Genomic DNA, 18463 nt, shown 5'->3' on the forward strand with positions numbered 1-18463 from the left:
GTTGAAGATAATCTACAATTATAATTGGGTGAAATCAATGCCGAAAAAACTTATCTTTAATCGAGCTTGAATATATCGATCGCTCTTATTCTTGATGTGCGATCGATTATTCAGCAAGCCCTATCTAAGAAGTCTGCTGGCAGGACTTGCTTTAATTCGCATCCAAGACCCGATCGCTCTAAGTATAAATTCAGAACCCGAACCTGATATTGCTGAGCGTGCAAATCGCCCCTCGGCTGTACCAAAATTTTCATCCCGCACCAGACAATATTTTATTATTAATAGAAATAGCTGACACGACTTTAGAAACAGACCGCAAGCGGAAAGCACCGGCTTATGCTAAGGGGGGAATTACTGATTATTGGATACTTGATGTTAACACGCGGCAAGTTTATGTTTTTCGCGAACCGGGCGAGGCCAACTACCGACAAGAAACAGTATTTAATGAAGATGATGTTTTGTCAATGCTGGCATTTCCAGACATAGAAGTTCAGATTTCCCAACTGTTTCCTTAAGTAGGGGCAGGTTTTACCCAGAATAATTGCCTAAGACAAATAATCTCGTAAACCTGCCCCCACCAACCTATCAATTATCAATTATCAATTACCAATTCTTCAGAATAATCCCGATCGCTACAAAAAATTGAGTATTTGGGTCTAGCGCGAGTTATACTCCTACTACAAAGCCCCCACCTGCAAAATAGCCCCGAAATCAAAGTTTATGAGCAACACTTCCCCGCCTCAAGCAGCCGCCAACAATCCCGCCACACAAAAACTCAGCCTCTCAACAAAATTAGCTTATGGTGCCGGCGACCTCGGCCCAGCAATTACCGCTAATGTTTTGGCATTTTACCTCCTAGTTTTCTTTACCAATGTCGCTGGTTTACCTGCCGGCTTAGCCAGCAATATTTTGGTAGTTGGCAAGGTTTGGGATGCGATAAACGACCCGATTGTGGGGGTTTTGAGCGATCGCACTTCTCACCCTTGGGGCCGCCGATATCCTTGGATAATATATGGTGGCATTCCCTTCGGCATATTCTTCTTATTGCAGTGGATTGTACCTAGTAGGGATCACACAGTGTTATTTTGGTACTATGTTGCGATCAGCATTTTGTTCAACACCGCTTACACGGCTGTCAATCTTCCCTACACTGCTCTGACTCCAGAACTTACTCAAGACTACAACGAACGCACTAGCCTTAATAGTTTTCGCTTTGCTTTCTCAATTGGCGGCAGCATCTTTTCATTAATCTTAGCTCTAATTATCTTTGCTGTATTTCCCAATAACCCGAATCAACAATATTTTGTATTAGGTGCAATCTGTGCAGTTATCTCTGTCTTGCCTTTGTACTGGTGCGTTTGGGGAACTCGCAAGCGCGTCGCCGCCCAACTATTAGAAAACGCAGAACTAGATAATTCTACATCCTTACCACTGAAAGAACAGTTGCAGATTGCATTTAGCAATCGCCCTTTTTTGTACGTAATTGGAATTTATCTTTTTTCTTGGCTGGGAGTGCAGTTGACTGCTACTATTATTCCCTACTTTGTTGTTAACTGGATGCAACAGCCCCAGTACGTTTTTAGCTTGGTTGCGATCGCAGTTCAAGGCACTGCATTAATCATGCTATTTGTTTGGAGTAAAGTTAGCGAGAGATACGGCAAAAAAGCCGTATATTTTATGGGCATGAGTTTGTGGATTATTGCCCAAGCGGGACTGTTTTTCCTGCAACCAGGACAAGTATTGCAGATGTACTTATTAGCAGTCATGGCCGGTGTCGGAGTTTCCACGGCTTATCTCATACCTTGGTCGATGATACCGGATGTGATCGAACTCGACGAACTGCAAACAGGAGAAAGACGCGAAGGCGTTTTCTATTCGTTTATGGTACTGCTGCAAAAAATCGGATTGGCAGGGGGTTTGTGGTTGGTAGGCCAAGCATTAGAAGGAGCTGGATTTCTATCTACAGTTCCCGGACAGCCGGCACCCGTGCAGCCAGAGTCTGCACTGTTTGCGATTCGAGTTGCGATCGGGCCACTGCCCACAATTGCTTTAATTGCTGGCATGATTCTCACATATTTTTATCCGATAACCCGCGAAGTTCATGCAGAAATTTTGTTGAAACTTAGAGAAAGAAAAGCACAAAATTCGTAACCTGTAATTAGTATTTGATAATTAGTAACATCAAAAAATAACAACTACAAATAGCTAAGTCGGGCGATATCAATAGCAATCCTCCCATCAGGTGCTAACTCTTTTTTTGTCTTAAGAATGTGTATCATCCTCTTTCATCGGTTAGTTCAAAAAAAAGCCTGTTGCGCTTTTACCGAAAGGATTGCTATAGCTTGCTTGGAGGGCGAACAAAAGCGATAGTTTTAGTAAGAGTCCCGCAACCCAGAAACTTAGTTTTTTTTACTAAAAAATATAAATCGCGTAGCGCCATCCACCCCGGTAGACAAACCCACAAGGCTTGAGTTGTTCGAGATGTCGATCGAGTTTGAGAACACAAATTATTAAATTTTATGTCTGTCGCGGACTATTGAGAGTAGTGTGTGATATAGTGGGGACGACGAGTAAGTCTATAAACTTCCACAGTCATCCAGCTACTCAAAAAGTTTATAATTAAAAGAAGAGACAAATTTTTCTCGGAAATTGAATTCGATTAGTTGCCGTTCCAAAAATTTGCTGAATGTTAGTAATTATATCTACCTGGAAAATGCCAAACGTTTTAGCCTGTCAGTTAACGAGTAAGTTAACATATGCTTCTGCCGTGGACTGCGAACCGAAAAAGGTCATAGATTACAAAGCAATACCAGCGCAAGCGACGGCTGAGGTGTTACAGTCAATTGTAAAAGTTTGGTAAAGTTATTGCGCCCCCTACCGCGAAGCTGAGCGACACCGGAAAAAGTGTGCTTCGTTGCCCGGAAACCCTACATACAAGCACAACGCAGCAGATCCAAATGCAGTCCGATACAACTCTCCAGAAGTTGTAAAATAACTTTTGCAGCCGGCACAGCATAGGGATTTAGTTATTTTTGTATACTATGTGAAAGTCGTGAGAACTATTAGAAGGAATTGGGCTCGACCAACCAAGAATCTCCTGTGATATCCTTAAGCCAATGCTCAAAGTATCAACTAGAAGGCTCGCAGAACAAAGCTGATTTTACCCCCAAAATATCAAAGAGGTCAACATGGAAAGAGAACAGGACGCTCATATCGTACCCATTAGCAACCAGAGCCGACAGGTGCAGCAATTTTCCGTTGACGAGGGAGAAGAGTTAAGCGCGCAGCCTCAGAAAGGATTGAATCTAAAACCGTTGTTGAGGACTTTTCAGCGAAAAGCCCTAATCATTATTGGGATTATAGGTCTAGTAGGCGCTGGAGCTTATTATCAGATCAAGGGAGGCAAGAAAACATATCAAGGCGATTTTCGGATGCTAGTGGAACCCGTGACAACGGAGGCCAGAATTGCTGACCCCGCTGCCCTCGCCAATCGCACCGAGGGGGGAGGAGTACCTAATCGAGATTTTTTTAGTTTGGACTACGCAACTCAACTTCAAATTCTCCAGAGTCCTCAGATGCTGTCGGCTATTGTTAAACAAGTCCAAAAACGATATCCAAAATTTACCGAGAAACTTCTTCAAAAAGAATTAGTCGTTGTGCGGATGGGAGAAGATCAGATGACGCTGACTAAAATTTTGGAAGTTCGCTTCCTGGGGAATGAGCCTGAATTTGTTGAGTTCGTTTTACAAGAAACTAAAAAGAAATATTTAAAGTACAGTCTTGATGAACGCAAGACTCGGATTGGTGAAGGTGTTAAATTTATTGAAGACCAGCTTCCGGGACTCAATAAGCGCGTAAACGACCTGAAGTCGGAGTTACAGGTTATCCAGCAGCAGCAAAAGATTACCAACCCTCAAGAACAAGGCGCGCAATTGATCGCGCAAGTTCGCACCGTAGAAACTTTAGAGTTAGAAACTCAAAGGCTACTGGAAGAACAGAAAACGCTGTACGCTAACTTGCAAAAACAATTAGATTTTACACCCAATGAAGCTATTGCCGCTTCAGCTTTAAGCGAAGAACCTCAATATAAAGAGTTGCTGACCAAGGTTAAGGAAGTAGAAGGGCAGATTGCTGTAGAAACAGCTCGTTTTAAATCTGCTAACCCTATAGTGGAAGCTTTAGAGCGCAAGCGGGCAAATTTAGTAGCTTTGCTCAACCAGCAAACTGATCGAATTTTGGGGCAAAATTTAGTAGGCACCCAAGCTAATTCTAAAGTTCAGAATTTTCAAAATTCTATTCGCATAGGCTTGATTAAACAATTGGTTGATACTGCTAACCAAGTTGAAGTCTTAGAATCTCGCCTTCAAGCAATCACCCAAACTAAAAACAATTTAAACAGGCAAGCAACAGAATTCCCCAGCATAGCCCGCCGCTACAACGAACTGCAACAGCAATTAGAAGTAGCCGCCCGCACCCGTGATCAACTTTTAAGCCAGCGGGAAAATCTGCGCGTCCAAGCAGCTCAAAGCCAAGTACCTTGGGAAATAATTTCTGAACCACGGATACCGCGAGATGAGAAGGGCGAGTTGATGACAGTTCCATCGAAAGCTAAAAACAAATTTTTGATGGCAGTTGTTGGAGCGCTAGTTTTGGGTCTGGGATCGGCTATCCTCATTGAAAAGTTCCGCAATATTTTCTACTGTGCTGATGACGTTAAAGATGCTGTTGAATCGCCTTTATTGGGAGCAATTCCTCTTGACAAAAATGCTAGAAAATTGCCGCCTTCTATTGCTAATGCCTATGCTTATCTTGAAGGAAAAGAGGGTAATAAGAAAATTGCTGCGGAATTTATAGAAGCTTTTGACTCTCTTTATACTAATATCCGCTTTCTTTCTTCAAATCGAACGATTCGCTCTTTGGCAATTGGTTCGGCTACAGTTGGCGAAGGCAAATCTACCGTTGCTTTAAACTTAGCTCACGTGGCAGCGCTGGCGGGTCAGCGAGTGCTGTTAGTAGACGCGAATTTGCATTCCCCCAGCCTGCACTTGCTGTTGGAAGTGCCTAATGTCAAGGGATTGAGCAACTTGCTCGACAATAAAAACGAACCAAATGAAATTATCCAACGATCGCATCTAGCAGATAATCTTTTTGTATTAACTGCCGGTCTCCCGGAGCCTGGTACTGCCAGACGGCTGGCATCATCTCAGATGCAGTATTTAATGGAAGAACTTCAGGCAAAATTTGACTTAGTTATCTACGATACGCCGCCGCTGGCGGACAGTAAAGATACGAATTTTTTAGCGGCGCGCACCGATGGAATACTGATGGTTGTAGCAATTCGCCAGGTTCCCTTTTCTTTAGTCCAAAAAGTTTTCAGTCAATTAGAAAATTTTGGCATACCATGCTTGGGCACAGTTGCGAATCATGCCTCTAAACGCAAGAAGTATCCAGCATCTAGATCATCAGTTGTTGAAGATAAAAATGAATATTTGAATTTGACACCAGCACCGTCTCGTATCCGCAAACTAGCTCCTAAAAAAGAGTGACACCCAAAAAAGCTGACCCCAAAAAAAAGGATACAAGCCCCTGACAGGAGTCATGGAACTCCCAAAGTTTTAGACTCTTGTTCAAACTCCCAGATTCCTCTGTGGAGGAAATCGAAAATCGAAAATCGTTCGACTGAGCGCGGCTTGACTAAGCGCTCGGCGAACCTCTTAGGCCGAAATCTAAAATCTAAAATGTAAAATCTAAAATCTAAAATTGACTGATGGCGGACTAATTTCCATCCGGGTTGGTAGGAAATGTGACTATAAAATTAGTCCAGCCATTCCTGCTTTCAACCTCAATTTTTCCCTGCAACTGTTCGACAAGTTTTTGAACCAAAGCTAAACCCAAACCTGTACCTCCTTGTTTCCAAGGATCGGCGTTGGGAACTCGATAAAATTTCTCAAAAATTCGAGGCAATTCCTCTATGGAAATCGACGATTGATTGCTGAGTGTAAATTGGATTTGTGAAGCCACAGCACTTGCTTGTCGCGAATTTTTCCTTTGTCCTCCTTGTTCGCCGTCTCCGTTTTTGCACTCGACTTTCAGAGAAATTTCGCCGTCATTGGCCGTATATTTGCAGGCATTGTTGAGGAGTTCGGCTAAAATTCGTCCCAAACTAGCGCGGTTGGAACTGATCGTGGGGAGGTGGCGATCGCACTCTACTCGTAAATCCTGGTGACGGTTGTGGGCCCGGGTGTAAAACGGGTCGATAATAGTAGGCAGCCAGACTTCTAAGTCTACTGGTTCGAGGTCGATCGGACAAGTTGCAGCTTCGAGCCGCTGCAAATCTAGCAAAGCATTAATCAAATCTGTTTCTCTAGTACATTCTGTTTCTAAAATTTCTAGATAAATCTGGCGTCGCTCTGGTGTGGGAGAAACTCTCAGCATATGAATAGCCATTTTTATATTAGCTAAAGGCGTCCGCAGTTCGTGAGAAACTGTGCTGAGAAATTCATCTTTGAGGACGTTTAAATGCTGGAGTTCGTGAACTTTTTGTTGCAATTCGGCGGTGCGTTCTTGGACTTGGCGTTCGAGGTCGGTGTTGAGATTTTGGACTTGCTGATAGAGTTGGGCTTGCTGAATGGCGATCGCGATTTGAGTTGCCAGTTGCAGCAGCAAATCCACTTCAGAAGGTTGCCACTGACGGGATTGGGAACACTGATGAACACACATCATCCCCCACAAATTGCCGTCTTGCAAAATTGGTACAATCAAATAAGCTTTGATTTGCGCTTGCTGGAACCGCGCATATTTTTCGGCGCTCAAACAGGCTTGGTCGATGTCGGGGACGGCATAAATTTCCTGTTCGATCACCGAAGCAGATTCTTGCCAAATATTATCCGGCAGGATTTCTCCCAAGATTGAAAGCCAATTTTCGGCAACGGATTCTGCCACTACAATGCCGTAATTGCTGGACTCTAAATGCAGGATTGCTACTCGGTCAGCTTGCAAAACTTGGCGGACTTCATCGACGCTGGCGTTGAGAATTTCTTCGAGGTTTAAGGATTGGTGAATCCGCAAGGAAATGTGAGTTAACAGCCGATCGCGCTGCAATTGTTCGTGGAGTTTTGCAGTCCGTTCCCGCACCTGCTGTTCTAGTTTGGCGTTGCGGCTTTGCAACAGTTCCACTTTTTCGGCTTGGAGTTGATAAACCGACTGCTGCAACTGTTTGACAACTCGGTACATTTCGGTGGGATCGAGGACTCTGAGCAAGCTGGTCTGAGTAATAATTCCCAACAGTTCTCCGCGTCCCCCGCACACGACCAACCGCTGCACTTGTTGCTGCTCCATTTCTTTGTGCGCCGTCCATAGGGAATCGGAAGGTTGAAGAAATTGCAGGGGAGTTCTCATGACTTTTTGAGCTGGGGTTTGCTGGAAATTTAGTTCAAGAAACTGTGCCTGCACAAGGTCATATTCGGTAATAATTCCCAGGGGTTGGTGAAAAGAATAGTGAAAAATGGAGGTATAGTCATCTTTGGGCTTCTCCATTGTTAATTCTTTGTTTTTTGTAATCACGACACAACTGACTTGATGCTCTGACATCAGTTCGGTTATGCTCAGCAGCGAGGCGGTGTGGGGCGCTGTAATTGGCGTAGTCATTAATTCTGCTACCCGCCGCAATTTAAGAATGTTTGAAGGCTGCAATACTTGGCGAATTCTTTCCCGTGTCAGCACTCCTACCAAGTGGCGAAATTGATTGACGATCGGCAAATAGCGAATCTTGTGCTGGCGAAATAAGGATAAAGCGGTAAACACGTCTTGGTCATCGGATTCTGTGAGGGAGACAGGCAACGGAGACATCACTTCGGAAATTGGTATTTTGTGCAGACCTACTTTGTGCTGGCTGTCTATTGTGCCAGAAGCTATCAGCCTCACTAGGTCGGCGGGAGTTAATATGCCGATTAACAGCCCGCGGCTGGGGTTGTCGGATAAGTTGCCTGTGATAATAGTCTGCTGGTTCTGCACGACGAACACGCAGCGGGCACGCACCTTTTCCGGCGCGGATGTTTCGGTCATCACCCCCCGGTCTGAGGGTACAGGTGTTTTGACTAGGGGACAACTGTTTTGCAACTGACTCATCAGGGCGATCGCCACTGCTAAGGAAGTTTCTGGCCCGGCAGTTAGGGGGTAGCGATCGATCGCTTGTTCTAAGGCTGAGGAGTAAAAGGGCGGGTGGTAGAACGGCATAGTTGATTGCAGGTTGTCAGAGGGCGGCTAACTATCGGGCAAAGCCTTAGGGAACGGCAGAAACACCTCGCCTGTGCTTGGGATTTAAATAATAGACTTTCTAATTGATTATTTCTATACAATCTGAGCTTTAGATTAATGGTGTCACTAATCCGCAATCTTACTGATCTCAAATCCTTGGGCGGTTTTTACTGCCTGCTTTTCCCCTGAGACTCCCCTATAATCAAAATAACCCGAATGTAAAGTTTTACTACAAGATTTATCCATAATGACAACTTTAAGCTTAGAGCAAATTGCAGCCAAGTTAGAAAGCCAAAATTCAGCCGATCGAATGGTGGCTTTGGCCAACTTGCGGAACGTGCCTGCTGCAGAGGCGGTGCCTTTGATTAAAAAGGTGTTGAACGACGAAAGTTTGCAGGTGCGATCGATGGCTGTGTTTGCTCTTGGGGTCAAACCGACAGCAGAGTGCTATCCCATTCTAGTCAAATTGCTAGAAACAGACCCAGATTACGGCATTCGCGCTGACGCTGCGGGTGCTTTGGGCTATCTGGAAGATATCCGAGCTTTTGATGCTTTGGTGCGGGCTTTTTACGAAGATACTCAATGGCTGGTGCGCTTCAGTGCTGCTGTTTCTCTGGGGAATCTTAAAGATCCCCGGGCTCGCGATGTGCTGCTGAAAGCTCTCGACAGCGAGCAAGTGGTGATTCAGCAGGCGGCAATTTCGGCTTTGGGGGAAATTAAGGAAATTGGGGCGATTGATCGCATCCTCAATTTTGCTCAGTCGGAAGATTGGCTGATTCGCCAGAGGCTGGCTGAAGCTTTGGGCAATTTGCCGAGTGTTAAGAGCGTTTCGGCTTTAAAATACTTAGAAAAAGATAGTAATTCTCAAGTATCTGAGGCGGCAACAATTTCTCTTGATCGCCTGTCAAAAGCAGAAGCGTGACATAAAACTTTTAGTATGTAGAAAAACCCGGTTTATTCAATAAACCGGGTTAATCCGTATTTTAGCAATCTTAATAAAATTTATAGAGTATTCAGTAAAACCAGAATGTATTATTTAAGCTGCGAGGCTAAATCGCAAGTTAAAATAGTTGTCAATCTCCTTTAACCCAAACTAATCATGAATCAAGCCCCCAATCCCTTTAACTCAAATCCCTCCAATCCGCTAGACCCCTTGGAGCAAGAAGTTGACGAGCAAGGTGAAGCATTGCCGAAACAGTACCACCCGGCAACTAAAAAAACTCTGCAAAAAGTCTTTATTATCCTGGTAGTTGTCGGGGCAATTATTGGGGGAATTTTATCTATAGGGGTGATTTCGCTGATGCAAAAAGCCGGACTCACTGATGTGCCGGCCCGGGTACAGACTCCGAAGTAATATCCACTCCGAAGGATCTGTCGATGGTGAATGCACTGATTTTCTGGGATGAAACTTGAGAAACTATGATGTTTTGTATGGATGTTTTCAAAATAATTGATGGTTAAAAATTCTACGGCTGCGCCCGATCGCATTTCACAACGACAGATTTCGGAAAAACTTGTCTCCTCCGGCTTTCACGCTCTTTCTGACCCCCTGCGGATTCAGATTTTGGAGTTGCTGCGAGAACAGGAGTTGTGCGTTTGCGAATTGTGCGATCGGCTTTCTGTCCCTCAGCCTAAACTCTCTTTTCACCTCAAAACCTTGAAGGATGCAGCTTTAGTCCGCAGCCGCCAAGAAGGCCGCTGGATTTACTACAGCATCAATTTAGCCCAGTTTGTCGCCCTCGAACAGTACCTCGCGGAATACCGCCGCTTCAGCCAGATCCTGCCGGCGCGCCCTTGTTCTGACGCAGATTAACCCATCAACATTTCTTAATGGGTTTATTGCCTGTTTGTCTTCCCTCATACTTGACATATCAATTTTTATTGATATGATTCCAGTGTACCCCTTAGTTATGGCATTGGGTGAGGTCAATGAACCCAGCAGAAAAGCCCAAGGTTTTCGCACTAAGTATAATTGCTTTGACCATAGGTGCGATCGGGCTTCTCAACTCCTGCGGACAAGTCCAGTCGCCAGAATCGCAAAGCATTAAAATAGACGGTTCCAGCACCGTGTATCCAATTACGGATGCGATGGCAAAAGAATATCAAAATACGAATCCCAAAAAAGCATCAATTACTGTTGAATTCTCCGGCACGGGCGGCGGATTTAGAAAGTTTTGTGCGGGCGAAACTGACATCAGCAACGCCTCGCGACCCATCAGCCCGGAGGAAATGGAAGCCTGCAAGAAAGCTGGCATCCGCTACTACGAATTACCTGTCGCCTTTGACGCGCTCACAGTAGTAGTCAATCCCAAAAATGACTGGGCTAAAGACATTACTGTAGAGGAATTGAAAAAAACTTGGGAACCCGCCGCCCAAGGAAAAATTACCCGCTGGAATCAGATTCGACCCAATTGGCCAAACCGACCGATAACCCTCTACGGTGCAGGCAAAGATTCCGGTACATTTGATTACTTCACAGAGGCAACAGTAGGTACTGCGAAAGCCAGCCGCACCGACTATACAGCGAGTGAAGACGATACAGTTTTAGTGCAAGGAGTTAGTAAAGATGAAAATGCTTTAGGTTACTTTGGATTTTCCTATTACGAAGACAACCAAAGTCAATTGAAAGCTGTAGGTATTGACAGAGGCAAAGGAGCAGTGTTGCCCTCCCGCGAAACTGTAGAAAAAGGTCAGTATCAGCCCCTGGCACGACCTCTATTTATCTATGTCAACTACAACTTGGCTCAAAACAAAGTAGAACTACGCAACTTTGTAGAATTCTATATGAATAAAGCTCCCACCTTAGTGAGTTCTGTGGGTTATATTCCTTTACCAAAACAAGGCTATCAACTAATTTATCAGCACTTCTACAATGGCAAGGTGGGGACAGTTTTTGGTGGAAAAGCTCAGCTTGACTCGACAATTGGGGAGTTATTGAGGCAGCAGGCAACTTTTTAGGTATCAGTGGTCATCTGTCAAATGTTTTAGCTTGTTAGCTGTAAATCTAGATTGGTAACTAAAATCTAACAAGAGAGGTAAATTTATCACGGATCGACTCAATGTTCAAGTCAGTTTATAAGACAGCAAGCAGCTTGTTCTCACCAGAGTGCAGGAGAGAAGCAATCGCAGAATTCGTCGGTACGTTTATTCTGGTTTTTGCTGGCACCGGCGCGGTGATGGTTAACAAAATTAGCCAGGGTGCTGTTACTCATTTAGGCATCAGTTTTGTCTTTGGAGCAGTTGTAGCCGCGATGATTTATGCTACCGGTCATATTAGCAGCGCCCACCTGAATCCGGCTGTAACATTAGCTTTCTGGGCGAGCGGCTTTTTTCCAAGCAAACGTGTTTTGCCCTATATTTTGGCCCAGTGTGCGGGGGCCATCGCAGCTTCTCAAGTGCTGCTAATTACTTTAGGAAAAGTAGCAAATCTCGGTGCAACAGTTCCTCTCAACAGTAACTGGTTACAGTCTCTAATCCTAGAAACAGTATTGACGTTTATCTTAATGTTTGTTATCTTAGGTTCGGGATTAGATAGGCGCGCTCCCATCGGTTTTGCAGGAATAGCAATTGGGTTAACGGTAGGACTGGAAGCCGCATTTATGGGGCCAATTACCGGAGCGAGCATGAATCCGGCTCGATCGCTCGGCCCGGCTTTAGTTGGCGGCATTTGGGAACACCATTGGCTTTACTGGGTTGCTCCGATTTGGGGAGCACAATTAGCAGTAGCAGTTTATCGGGAACTGTCGAACGGATTTCGGGATTTTAATTGAAAGTATCATGACAAGTTTTACGCACAAACCGAGAATTTTGTTTCTATACGGCTCTTTAAGAGAGCGTTCTTACAGCCGTTTGTTGGCGGAAGAATCGGCGAGAATTATTGAGGGTTTCGGTGCCGAAGTTCGAGTTTTCAATCCTCTAGAACTGCCGATTTACGGCAGCGTTCCCGATACCCATCCGAAGGTTCAAGAATTGCGGGAACTGAGTCTTTGGTCGGAGGGTCAAGTCTGGTCGAGTCCAGAAATGCACGGCAATATTACCGGCATTATGAAAAATCAAATTGACTGGATTCCTTTAAGCATTGGGGCTGTCAGACCGACTCAAGGCCGAACTTTGGCGGTGATGCAAGTTAGCGGTGGTTCGCAATCTTTTAATGCGGTCAATACTTTGAGAATTTTGGGCCGCTGGATGCGGATGTTTACGATTCCGAATCAGTCTTCGGTTGCTAAGGCTTATCAGGAGTTTAATGAAGATGGGACGATGAAGGATTCGCCTTATCGCGATCGCGCGATCGACGTGATGGAGGAACTGTACAAGTTTACCTTGCTGTTACGGGAGCAAGCCGACTATTTGACTGATCGCTACAGCGAACGCAAAGAACAAGCCGCTAAAGAGGCGATCGCCCTAGCAAATCGCGCCCTTGAATTACCGGGCGCTTAGAAACCGCCGCCATCCCGACAGCAATCGATAACCAACAACTCACAAAAACCATGAAAAAAGTAATGTTCGTTTGCAAAAGAAACTCCTGCCGATCGCAAATGGCAGAAGGATTCGCTAAAACCATCGGCGCCGGCAAGATTGGAGTCACCAGTTCCGGGTTAGAATCAAGCAGAGTTCATCCGACAGCAATTCAAGTCATGTCAGAAATCGGCATTGACATCACCGATCAAACATCCAACCCATTAAACGAATTCAATGCAGAAGACTACGACGCCGTAATTTCTCTCTGCGGCTGCGGCGTGAATTTACCCGAAGCGTGGGTATTGCGAGAAGTATTTGAAGATTGGCAACTCGACGATCCCGACGGACAACCCATCGAAACTTTTCACCGCGTTCGAGATGAAATTAAAGCACGAGTTGAAACATTAGTTGACTCTCTAAAGTAAGATTAGGCTCAAAATTATCACCCTTGTCTTGTCGGTTTTAACTGAGATCTTGCACCATTTTCAACAAGTTTTTTATGAACAGGCTTTCCGGCCTGTTCCACAGGAGATAAATTTTCTTGTGGAACAGGCCGGAAAGCCTGTTAAGCGAGAATGGTGCAAGATGTGAGTTTTAACTGAGTGGCAGTATTGTCAATAAGCCTTGTACGGGCGGGCTCTCCGGCCCAACCCCTACTCCCCACAAGAAATTCACTCTTTGTGGAACAGGCCGGAAAGCCTGTTCTTAAAAATAATGCAAGATGTGAGTTTCAATTAACTTTATAGCGACAGGTTAAAATTTGTCGCTGTCGCATCCACAGAATTAGTGCTAAATTATCAGAGGCGTTCCGCCGGAACGCCTCTAAATCCGTTGCGAGCATAGACTAAAAAGTTTAGCACATGATTCAGACAGCAGTCACCCCTTTCAAAAACAAACTTCACTCAGCTTTAACTAAAAAGCAGATTACAGTTTTACAAATTAATCTCGGCAAACGCTGCAACCTGGCTTGCACTCACTGCCACGTAGAAGCTAGCCCGACACGAACAGAAGAACTTTCCCCGGAAATTTGCGACCAATTAATTGAAATTATTCGCCGCTTTCCTCAAATTAAAACTGTTGATCTCACCGGCGGTGCTCCCGAAATGCTTTACGGTTTTAAACCGCTAGCAGAAGCTGCCAGGGCGGCAGGTAAAGAGGTAATTGTTCGTTCTAATTTGACGATTTACTTTGAAAAAGGTTTTGAGGATATTCCCGAATATTGCGCGAAGCATCAACTAAGAATTGTGGCGTCGCTTCCCTGCTACCAAGCTGACAATGTGGACAAAATGCGTGGCAACGGTGTTTTTGACAGTTCGATTCGGGCGCTGCAAAAGCTAAATCAGTTGGGATACGGGAAAAACCCAAATTTAAGTCTGGATTTGGTGTACAATCCACAAGTGCCGACAACAGACAAATTTTCGCTAACACCGGAACAAGGCAAGTTAGAGCAAGATTACAAGGTTTATTTAGCAGAACATTTTGGGATTTGTTTTAATCAATTGTTCGCGATTACTAATTTGCCGGTGGGACGGACTAAGTTTCATTTGGAACATAAGAAACTGCACAAGCCTTATGTCGGGTTTTTGGAGGATAATTTTAATCCCGGTACTCTGGAACATTTAATGTGTCGTAACGAATTGTCGATCGACTATTTGGGCAATGTCTACGACTGCGATTTTAACCAGATGGAAAATCTGCCGGCGAAAACTGGCAATGGGGAAAAAATAAATACTGCTAAATTGCTCGCATCTGGCAGTTTAGATGTGATTCAAGAGGTGCAAACGGCTGCTTATTGTTACGGCTGTACGGCGGGTAGCGGTTCTAGCTGCGGCGGTACTTTGATTTAATTTAAGGGAAAAGTTGCGCTTTATTACAAAGTTTTTTAGCGCTAAAGCGCAACTACAAACCTTATGGTGTATGCAATGAATGAATGAGTGGGGAGTTTAGGTAATGAATGATTCGCGATCGCCCGATGAAAATCCGCAGCCATCAAATAGGTGGAAGCTGATTTTAGGGATTGGTTTAGCTGTGGCTTTGATTGCAGCGACCCAGTTTTTCAACTTTCAAGGAATTCTGAAAAATGTGCTGGAGTCGATCGCGAGTCTCGGCCCTTGGGGCCCGGTAGCTTTTATTCTAATTTACATTGTAGCAACGGTTCTATTTATCCCCGGTTCTTTGCTGACTCTCGGTTCTGGCGTTTTGTTCGGAGTCGTTGGCGGTTCGATTTGTGTTTCCATCGGCTCGGTTTTAGGCGCAACTTGCGCTTTTTTGGTAGGGCGGTATTTAATTCGCGACTGGGTTTCCAAACAGATAGAAGGCAATCAAAAATTTAAGGCGATCGACTCCGCAGTGGCCTCTGAAGGATGGAAAATTGTGCTGCTGACGCGACTTTCTCCCATTTTTCCGTTTAATTTGCTTAACTATGCTTTTGGAGTCACGCAGGTATCTCTAAAAGACTATTTTTTGGCATCTTGGATCGGCATGATTCCCGGAACAGTCATGTATGTTTATATCGGTTCCCTGGCCGGGAGTTTGGCTGCACTTGGATCTAGCGGGCGATCGCGCACTGCTGCTGAGTGGACTCTCTACGGCATTGGTTTGCTAGCAACGATCGCCCTCACCGTTTATGCAACCCGCTTGGCTAAAAAAGCTTTAGACGAAAAAATTTCTCCTTGAAACCACAGCACAAATTGGTAAAACTGTCAAGAGAGTTTTACTCATACATTATAATACATTGCTAATCTAAAAAACTCCGTATTTTCTCTGTGTTATTTACAATTATTTTGTTATACAAACGAGATAGATATTAAAGATATCGTAAAGCACAAACCTCAAATACGTAAACCGAAGGTCGAAATATAAAATTGATGCCAAAATAGAAGGCGAGCGCCCAACCATAAGAAAAATTGTTTGCAGTCAGGAATGTAAGTCATACCATTTTAAATTTTAGATTTTAGATTGCGAATGACTGATGGCTACCAGGATTTGAATCTTGGCTACAGTTGCATTCTTTTCTTAAACTGTCTCACTACTTACCTGATATTAAGTCTGCCGAATGACGAAGACCGTTTGATGAAGTTGACTCTGAGGGAACATTTGATGATGCAAAACCCAGCCAATCAAGCCAGATCTGTGTCTGCGCCGCCGCCACAAACAAAAAAGCTGCGCCGCTTTTGGCAAAACATCAGCAATTCGGCTCAATCACGGTGGCAGCAAGCGCACAGTCTTTGGCAGCACAGACGGCAGCGCCGCCATTTGCTGACCCTGCTAATTCTGACCACCAGCGCTTTAACCATTAGCACAACTGCTTGCATCAGCTATTTTTTTGTGCGTGGACTAATCCTCGACAATTTAAAGCAAATAGCACTATTAAAACTCGAAAAAGGCACCGACGAAATCGACCGCTGGCTCAGCAGCCGCAAAGCAGAAATAGAAACCATTGCTTACGATCCTACGGTTGGCACTCTCAATTGGCAATTAGTCGAACCCCGGTTGCAAGGAGAAATATACAGGTTAAAAGAGTATTTCATCCTGTCATTAACTCAACCAGACGGCTCATTTATCAACACTCTAGGCAACCGCGCGAACAGCAAAGACCGCCAACATTTCCAAAAAGCAATGGCCGGACACCTAAACGTTTCCGACCCGCTGATCGGCCGCAGTACAAAAGTTTCTACGATCATCATTTCAGCTCCTATTTGGGCTTTGCCTCCCGCTCCCAATCAAGTAATTGGAGTCCTATCGGGCAGCATTAAATTAGACAGAGTAACATCTGTCGCTAACAGCTTGCAGTACGGTTCCGATAGTTATGCTTTTGCGCTCAATTCACAAGGAGTGCCAATTGTTCATCCCAACAATAACTTAATCGGAAATATCGACCGCGAGGTCCCAAGCTTTTTACAGTCACAAGACCCCGCACTCTCCACAATTGCGCGGCAGATGATCGACCGCCAGACGAACATCCAACTGGTAAAAATAGACAAAAAATGGGTGTATGTAGCCTACGCACCCCTCAAGGAAGTTAACTGGTCGATGGCTTTAGTAATTCCCCGCGAAAATATTGAATCCAAACTACAAGCATTAAATTTGCTGACATCCGTAGTCGCCGGACTGCTCATCCCGGCAATGCTAGCAGCAATTTGGCTAATTTATTCCTCCGAAAACAATCGCGCTCAAGCGGAGCGGGAAGCCATGCTCAACCGGATTGCAGGACGCATTCGCGCTTCCCTGGAATTAGACCAAATCGTGCAAAGTACAGTCGAAGAAGTAGTAAGTTTGCTGCATCTAGAACGGGCGGCTTTTGGTTGGTACGAGCCGCAAAACAAAAGGTTAAAAATCCTGTGGGAATCTTGCCCATCTGATTCTCCGACACAAGCCATAAAGTTTGAGTCTTACTTTCTCGAAAATGTGTTATTACGGAGTGGTCAAGGCGAACCAATTATTCTTTCGAGCGACACTTGGGCGAAGGGTGTAACTCAACCTCCGGAACTTAAAGCTAATAGCTATTTAGCCGTACCTGTCCAGACTCAAAACCAGCCGCAGGGTTATTTAATTTGCAGCCACGTTACTCATTGGCTTTGGAGCACGGAGGAAATCCAACTGTTAAAAGCCGTGGCCGACCAATTGGCGATCGCAATTACTCAAGCTCACCTTTACAGTCAAACCCAAGACCAAGTAAAACTACTTAATAGTGCCTTAAATGAACTGAAAAAGACTCAAACTCATTTAGTGCAGAGCGAAAAAATGTCATCCCTCGGTCAAATGGTAGCTGGAATAGCGCACGAAATCAACAACCCCGTTAACTTCATTTCGGCTAATTTGCCTCACACCAGCAAATATACTAAAGATTTATTAGAGTTGGTAAGTTTATACAAAGAAGCCTTCCCAGAGGTTCCCCAGGAAATCGCCGATTTTACCGAAGAAATCGAGTTAGAATTTATCGAGGAGGATTTGCCGCATATATTGGATTCTATGAAAATAGGAACCGAACGCATTCGCAGCATAGTTCTTTCTTTGCGAAACTTTTCTCGCCTTGATGAATCTGACAAAAAGCTGGCGGACATTCACGAAGGTATAGAAAATACGTTACTGCTGCTCTCTAACCGCATTAAAAATAGAATTTATATAGTCAAGAAATACGGGAAAGTGCCTTCAGTCGAGTGCTATCCGTCTCAGCTCAATCAGGTGTTTATGAACTTGCTGAGTAATGCGATCGATGCCTTGAACGAGATCGATCGCCTGGATAAAATTATTACTATTTCCACGGGAGTAGTTCGCGAACATGGCGCTAAATTTCTGAAAGTGGCGATCGCCGACAACGGCCCCGGTATTCCCGACAGCGTTAAAGACCAAATTTTTAACCCATTTTTTACTACTAAAGAGGTGGGCAAAGGCACTGGTTTGGGATTAGCAATTAGCTACAAAATTGTAGTGGATGGACACGGGGGCAGCATCACAATTTCTCAACCTCCGGGCTGCGGCACGGAGTTTTTGGTAAAAGTTCCTATTAGTAACGGGAAGTAAGACTATTTTAGATTTTAGATTTTAAATTTGGGAAGACCTGATAATACAAGGTTTTGGATATTATCTAGAGTTGCATTATTTTTGGAAACAGGTATCAGGAGGAAGTGGGAATGGAAGCCCACGGAGTTTGTAACCGAGGTAAGGGATAGAGGTTCGAGGGAAGATGTTGGAGGGGACAAAAAGTTTTAATTAATGCTAAGTTGACGGGCCTTGGCTAAAATGAGAA

Annotated in this window: 14 protein-coding genes; 13 read left to right on the forward strand and 1 reads right to left on the reverse strand. The window is 44.6% G+C overall.

What is annotated here, in order from left to right; translation table 11 throughout:
• The first annotated feature begins 218 nt into the window (after positions 1–218).
• From QUA74_RS15815 to QUA74_RS15825, 3 genes are all read left to right on the forward strand, one after another.
• On the forward strand, positions 219–515 hold the full coding sequence (locus tag QUA74_RS15815; protein ID WP_333330602.1) for a Uma2 family endonuclease: 297 nt from the start codon (positions 219–221) through the stop codon (positions 513–515).
• A gap of 205 nt (positions 516–720) precedes the next feature.
• Complete coding sequence (locus QUA74_RS15820; protein WP_333330605.1) at positions 721–2151, forward strand: MFS transporter; 1431 nt, start codon at positions 721–723, stop codon at positions 2149–2151.
• Between the two features lie 1037 nt (positions 2152–3188).
• Positions 3189–5546 carry a polysaccharide biosynthesis tyrosine autokinase gene (locus QUA74_RS15825; protein WP_333330608.1) on the forward strand — a complete coding sequence of 786 codons (2358 nt, stop codon included), beginning with the start codon at positions 3189–3191 and terminating at the stop codon, positions 5544–5546.
• A 229-nt stretch (positions 5547–5775) separates the two neighbouring features.
• On the opposite strand, the gene QUA74_RS15830 is transcribed toward QUA74_RS15825, so the two are convergent.
• Positions 5776–8235, reverse strand: coding sequence for a CBS domain-containing protein (locus QUA74_RS15830; protein ID WP_333330610.1), 2460 nt, complete (start codon positions 8233–8235; stop codon positions 5776–5778).
• A gap of 268 nt (positions 8236–8503) precedes the next feature.
• On the opposite strand from QUA74_RS15830, the gene QUA74_RS15835 reads away from it, so the two are divergent.
• The 10 genes from QUA74_RS15835 (at position 8504) to QUA74_RS15880 (ending at position 18237) form a co-directional block, all read left to right on the forward strand.
• Positions 8504–9178, forward strand: coding sequence for a HEAT repeat domain-containing protein (locus tag QUA74_RS15835; RefSeq protein ID WP_333330612.1), 675 nt, complete (start codon positions 8504–8506; stop codon positions 9176–9178).
• 177 nt (positions 9179–9355) lie between these two features.
• Positions 9356–9610: a hypothetical protein gene (locus tag QUA74_RS15840; protein ID WP_333330615.1), complete on the forward strand. Its 255-nt coding sequence runs from the start codon at positions 9356–9358 to the stop codon at positions 9608–9610.
• A gap of 99 nt (positions 9611–9709) precedes the next feature.
• Positions 9710–10069 (forward strand): metalloregulator ArsR/SmtB family transcription factor, encoded by a 360-nt coding sequence (locus QUA74_RS15845; RefSeq protein ID WP_333330618.1) that lies wholly within the window; start codon positions 9710–9712, stop codon positions 10067–10069.
• A 116-nt stretch (positions 10070–10185) separates the two neighbouring features.
• The gene (locus QUA74_RS15850) at positions 10186–11214 is read left to right on the forward strand and encodes a PstS family phosphate ABC transporter substrate-binding protein (protein ID WP_333330620.1); all 1029 of its coding nucleotides are present in this window, start codon (positions 10186–10188) and stop codon (positions 11212–11214) included.
• Positions 11215–11315: 101 nt separating this feature from the next.
• Positions 11316–12026, forward strand: coding sequence for an MIP/aquaporin family protein (locus QUA74_RS15855; RefSeq protein ID WP_333330624.1), 711 nt, complete (start codon positions 11316–11318; stop codon positions 12024–12026).
• Between the two features lie 7 nt (positions 12027–12033).
• Positions 12034–12693 (forward strand): arsenical resistance protein ArsH, encoded by a 660-nt coding sequence (gene arsH / locus QUA74_RS15860; RefSeq protein ID WP_333330627.1) that lies wholly within the window; start codon positions 12034–12036, stop codon positions 12691–12693.
• Positions 12694–12743: 50 nt separating this feature from the next.
• Entirely contained in the window at positions 12744–13139 is a 396-nt protein-coding gene (gene arsC, locus QUA74_RS15865; protein ID WP_190732266.1) for an arsenate reductase, glutathione/glutaredoxin type, read from the forward strand.
• A gap of 435 nt (positions 13140–13574) precedes the next feature.
• Positions 13575–14561 (forward strand): arsenosugar biosynthesis radical SAM (seleno)protein ArsS, encoded by a 987-nt coding sequence (arsS, locus tag QUA74_RS15870; RefSeq protein WP_333330629.1) that lies wholly within the window; start codon positions 13575–13577, stop codon positions 14559–14561.
• 103 nt (positions 14562–14664) lie between these two features.
• Entirely contained in the window at positions 14665–15390 is a 726-nt protein-coding gene (locus tag QUA74_RS15875; protein ID WP_333330632.1) for a TVP38/TMEM64 family protein, read from the forward strand.
• A 288-nt stretch (positions 15391–15678) separates the two neighbouring features.
• Positions 15679–18237, forward strand: coding sequence for an ATP-binding protein (locus tag QUA74_RS15880; protein ID WP_333330635.1), 2559 nt, complete (start codon positions 15679–15681; stop codon positions 18235–18237).
• Positions 18238–18463: the final 226 nt, after the last annotated feature.

This window comes from Microcoleus sp. LAD1_D3, assembly GCF_036702135.1.
In the GTDB taxonomy this organism is placed as follows: Bacteria; Cyanobacteriota; Cyanobacteriia; order Cyanobacteriales; family Microcoleaceae; genus Microcoleus.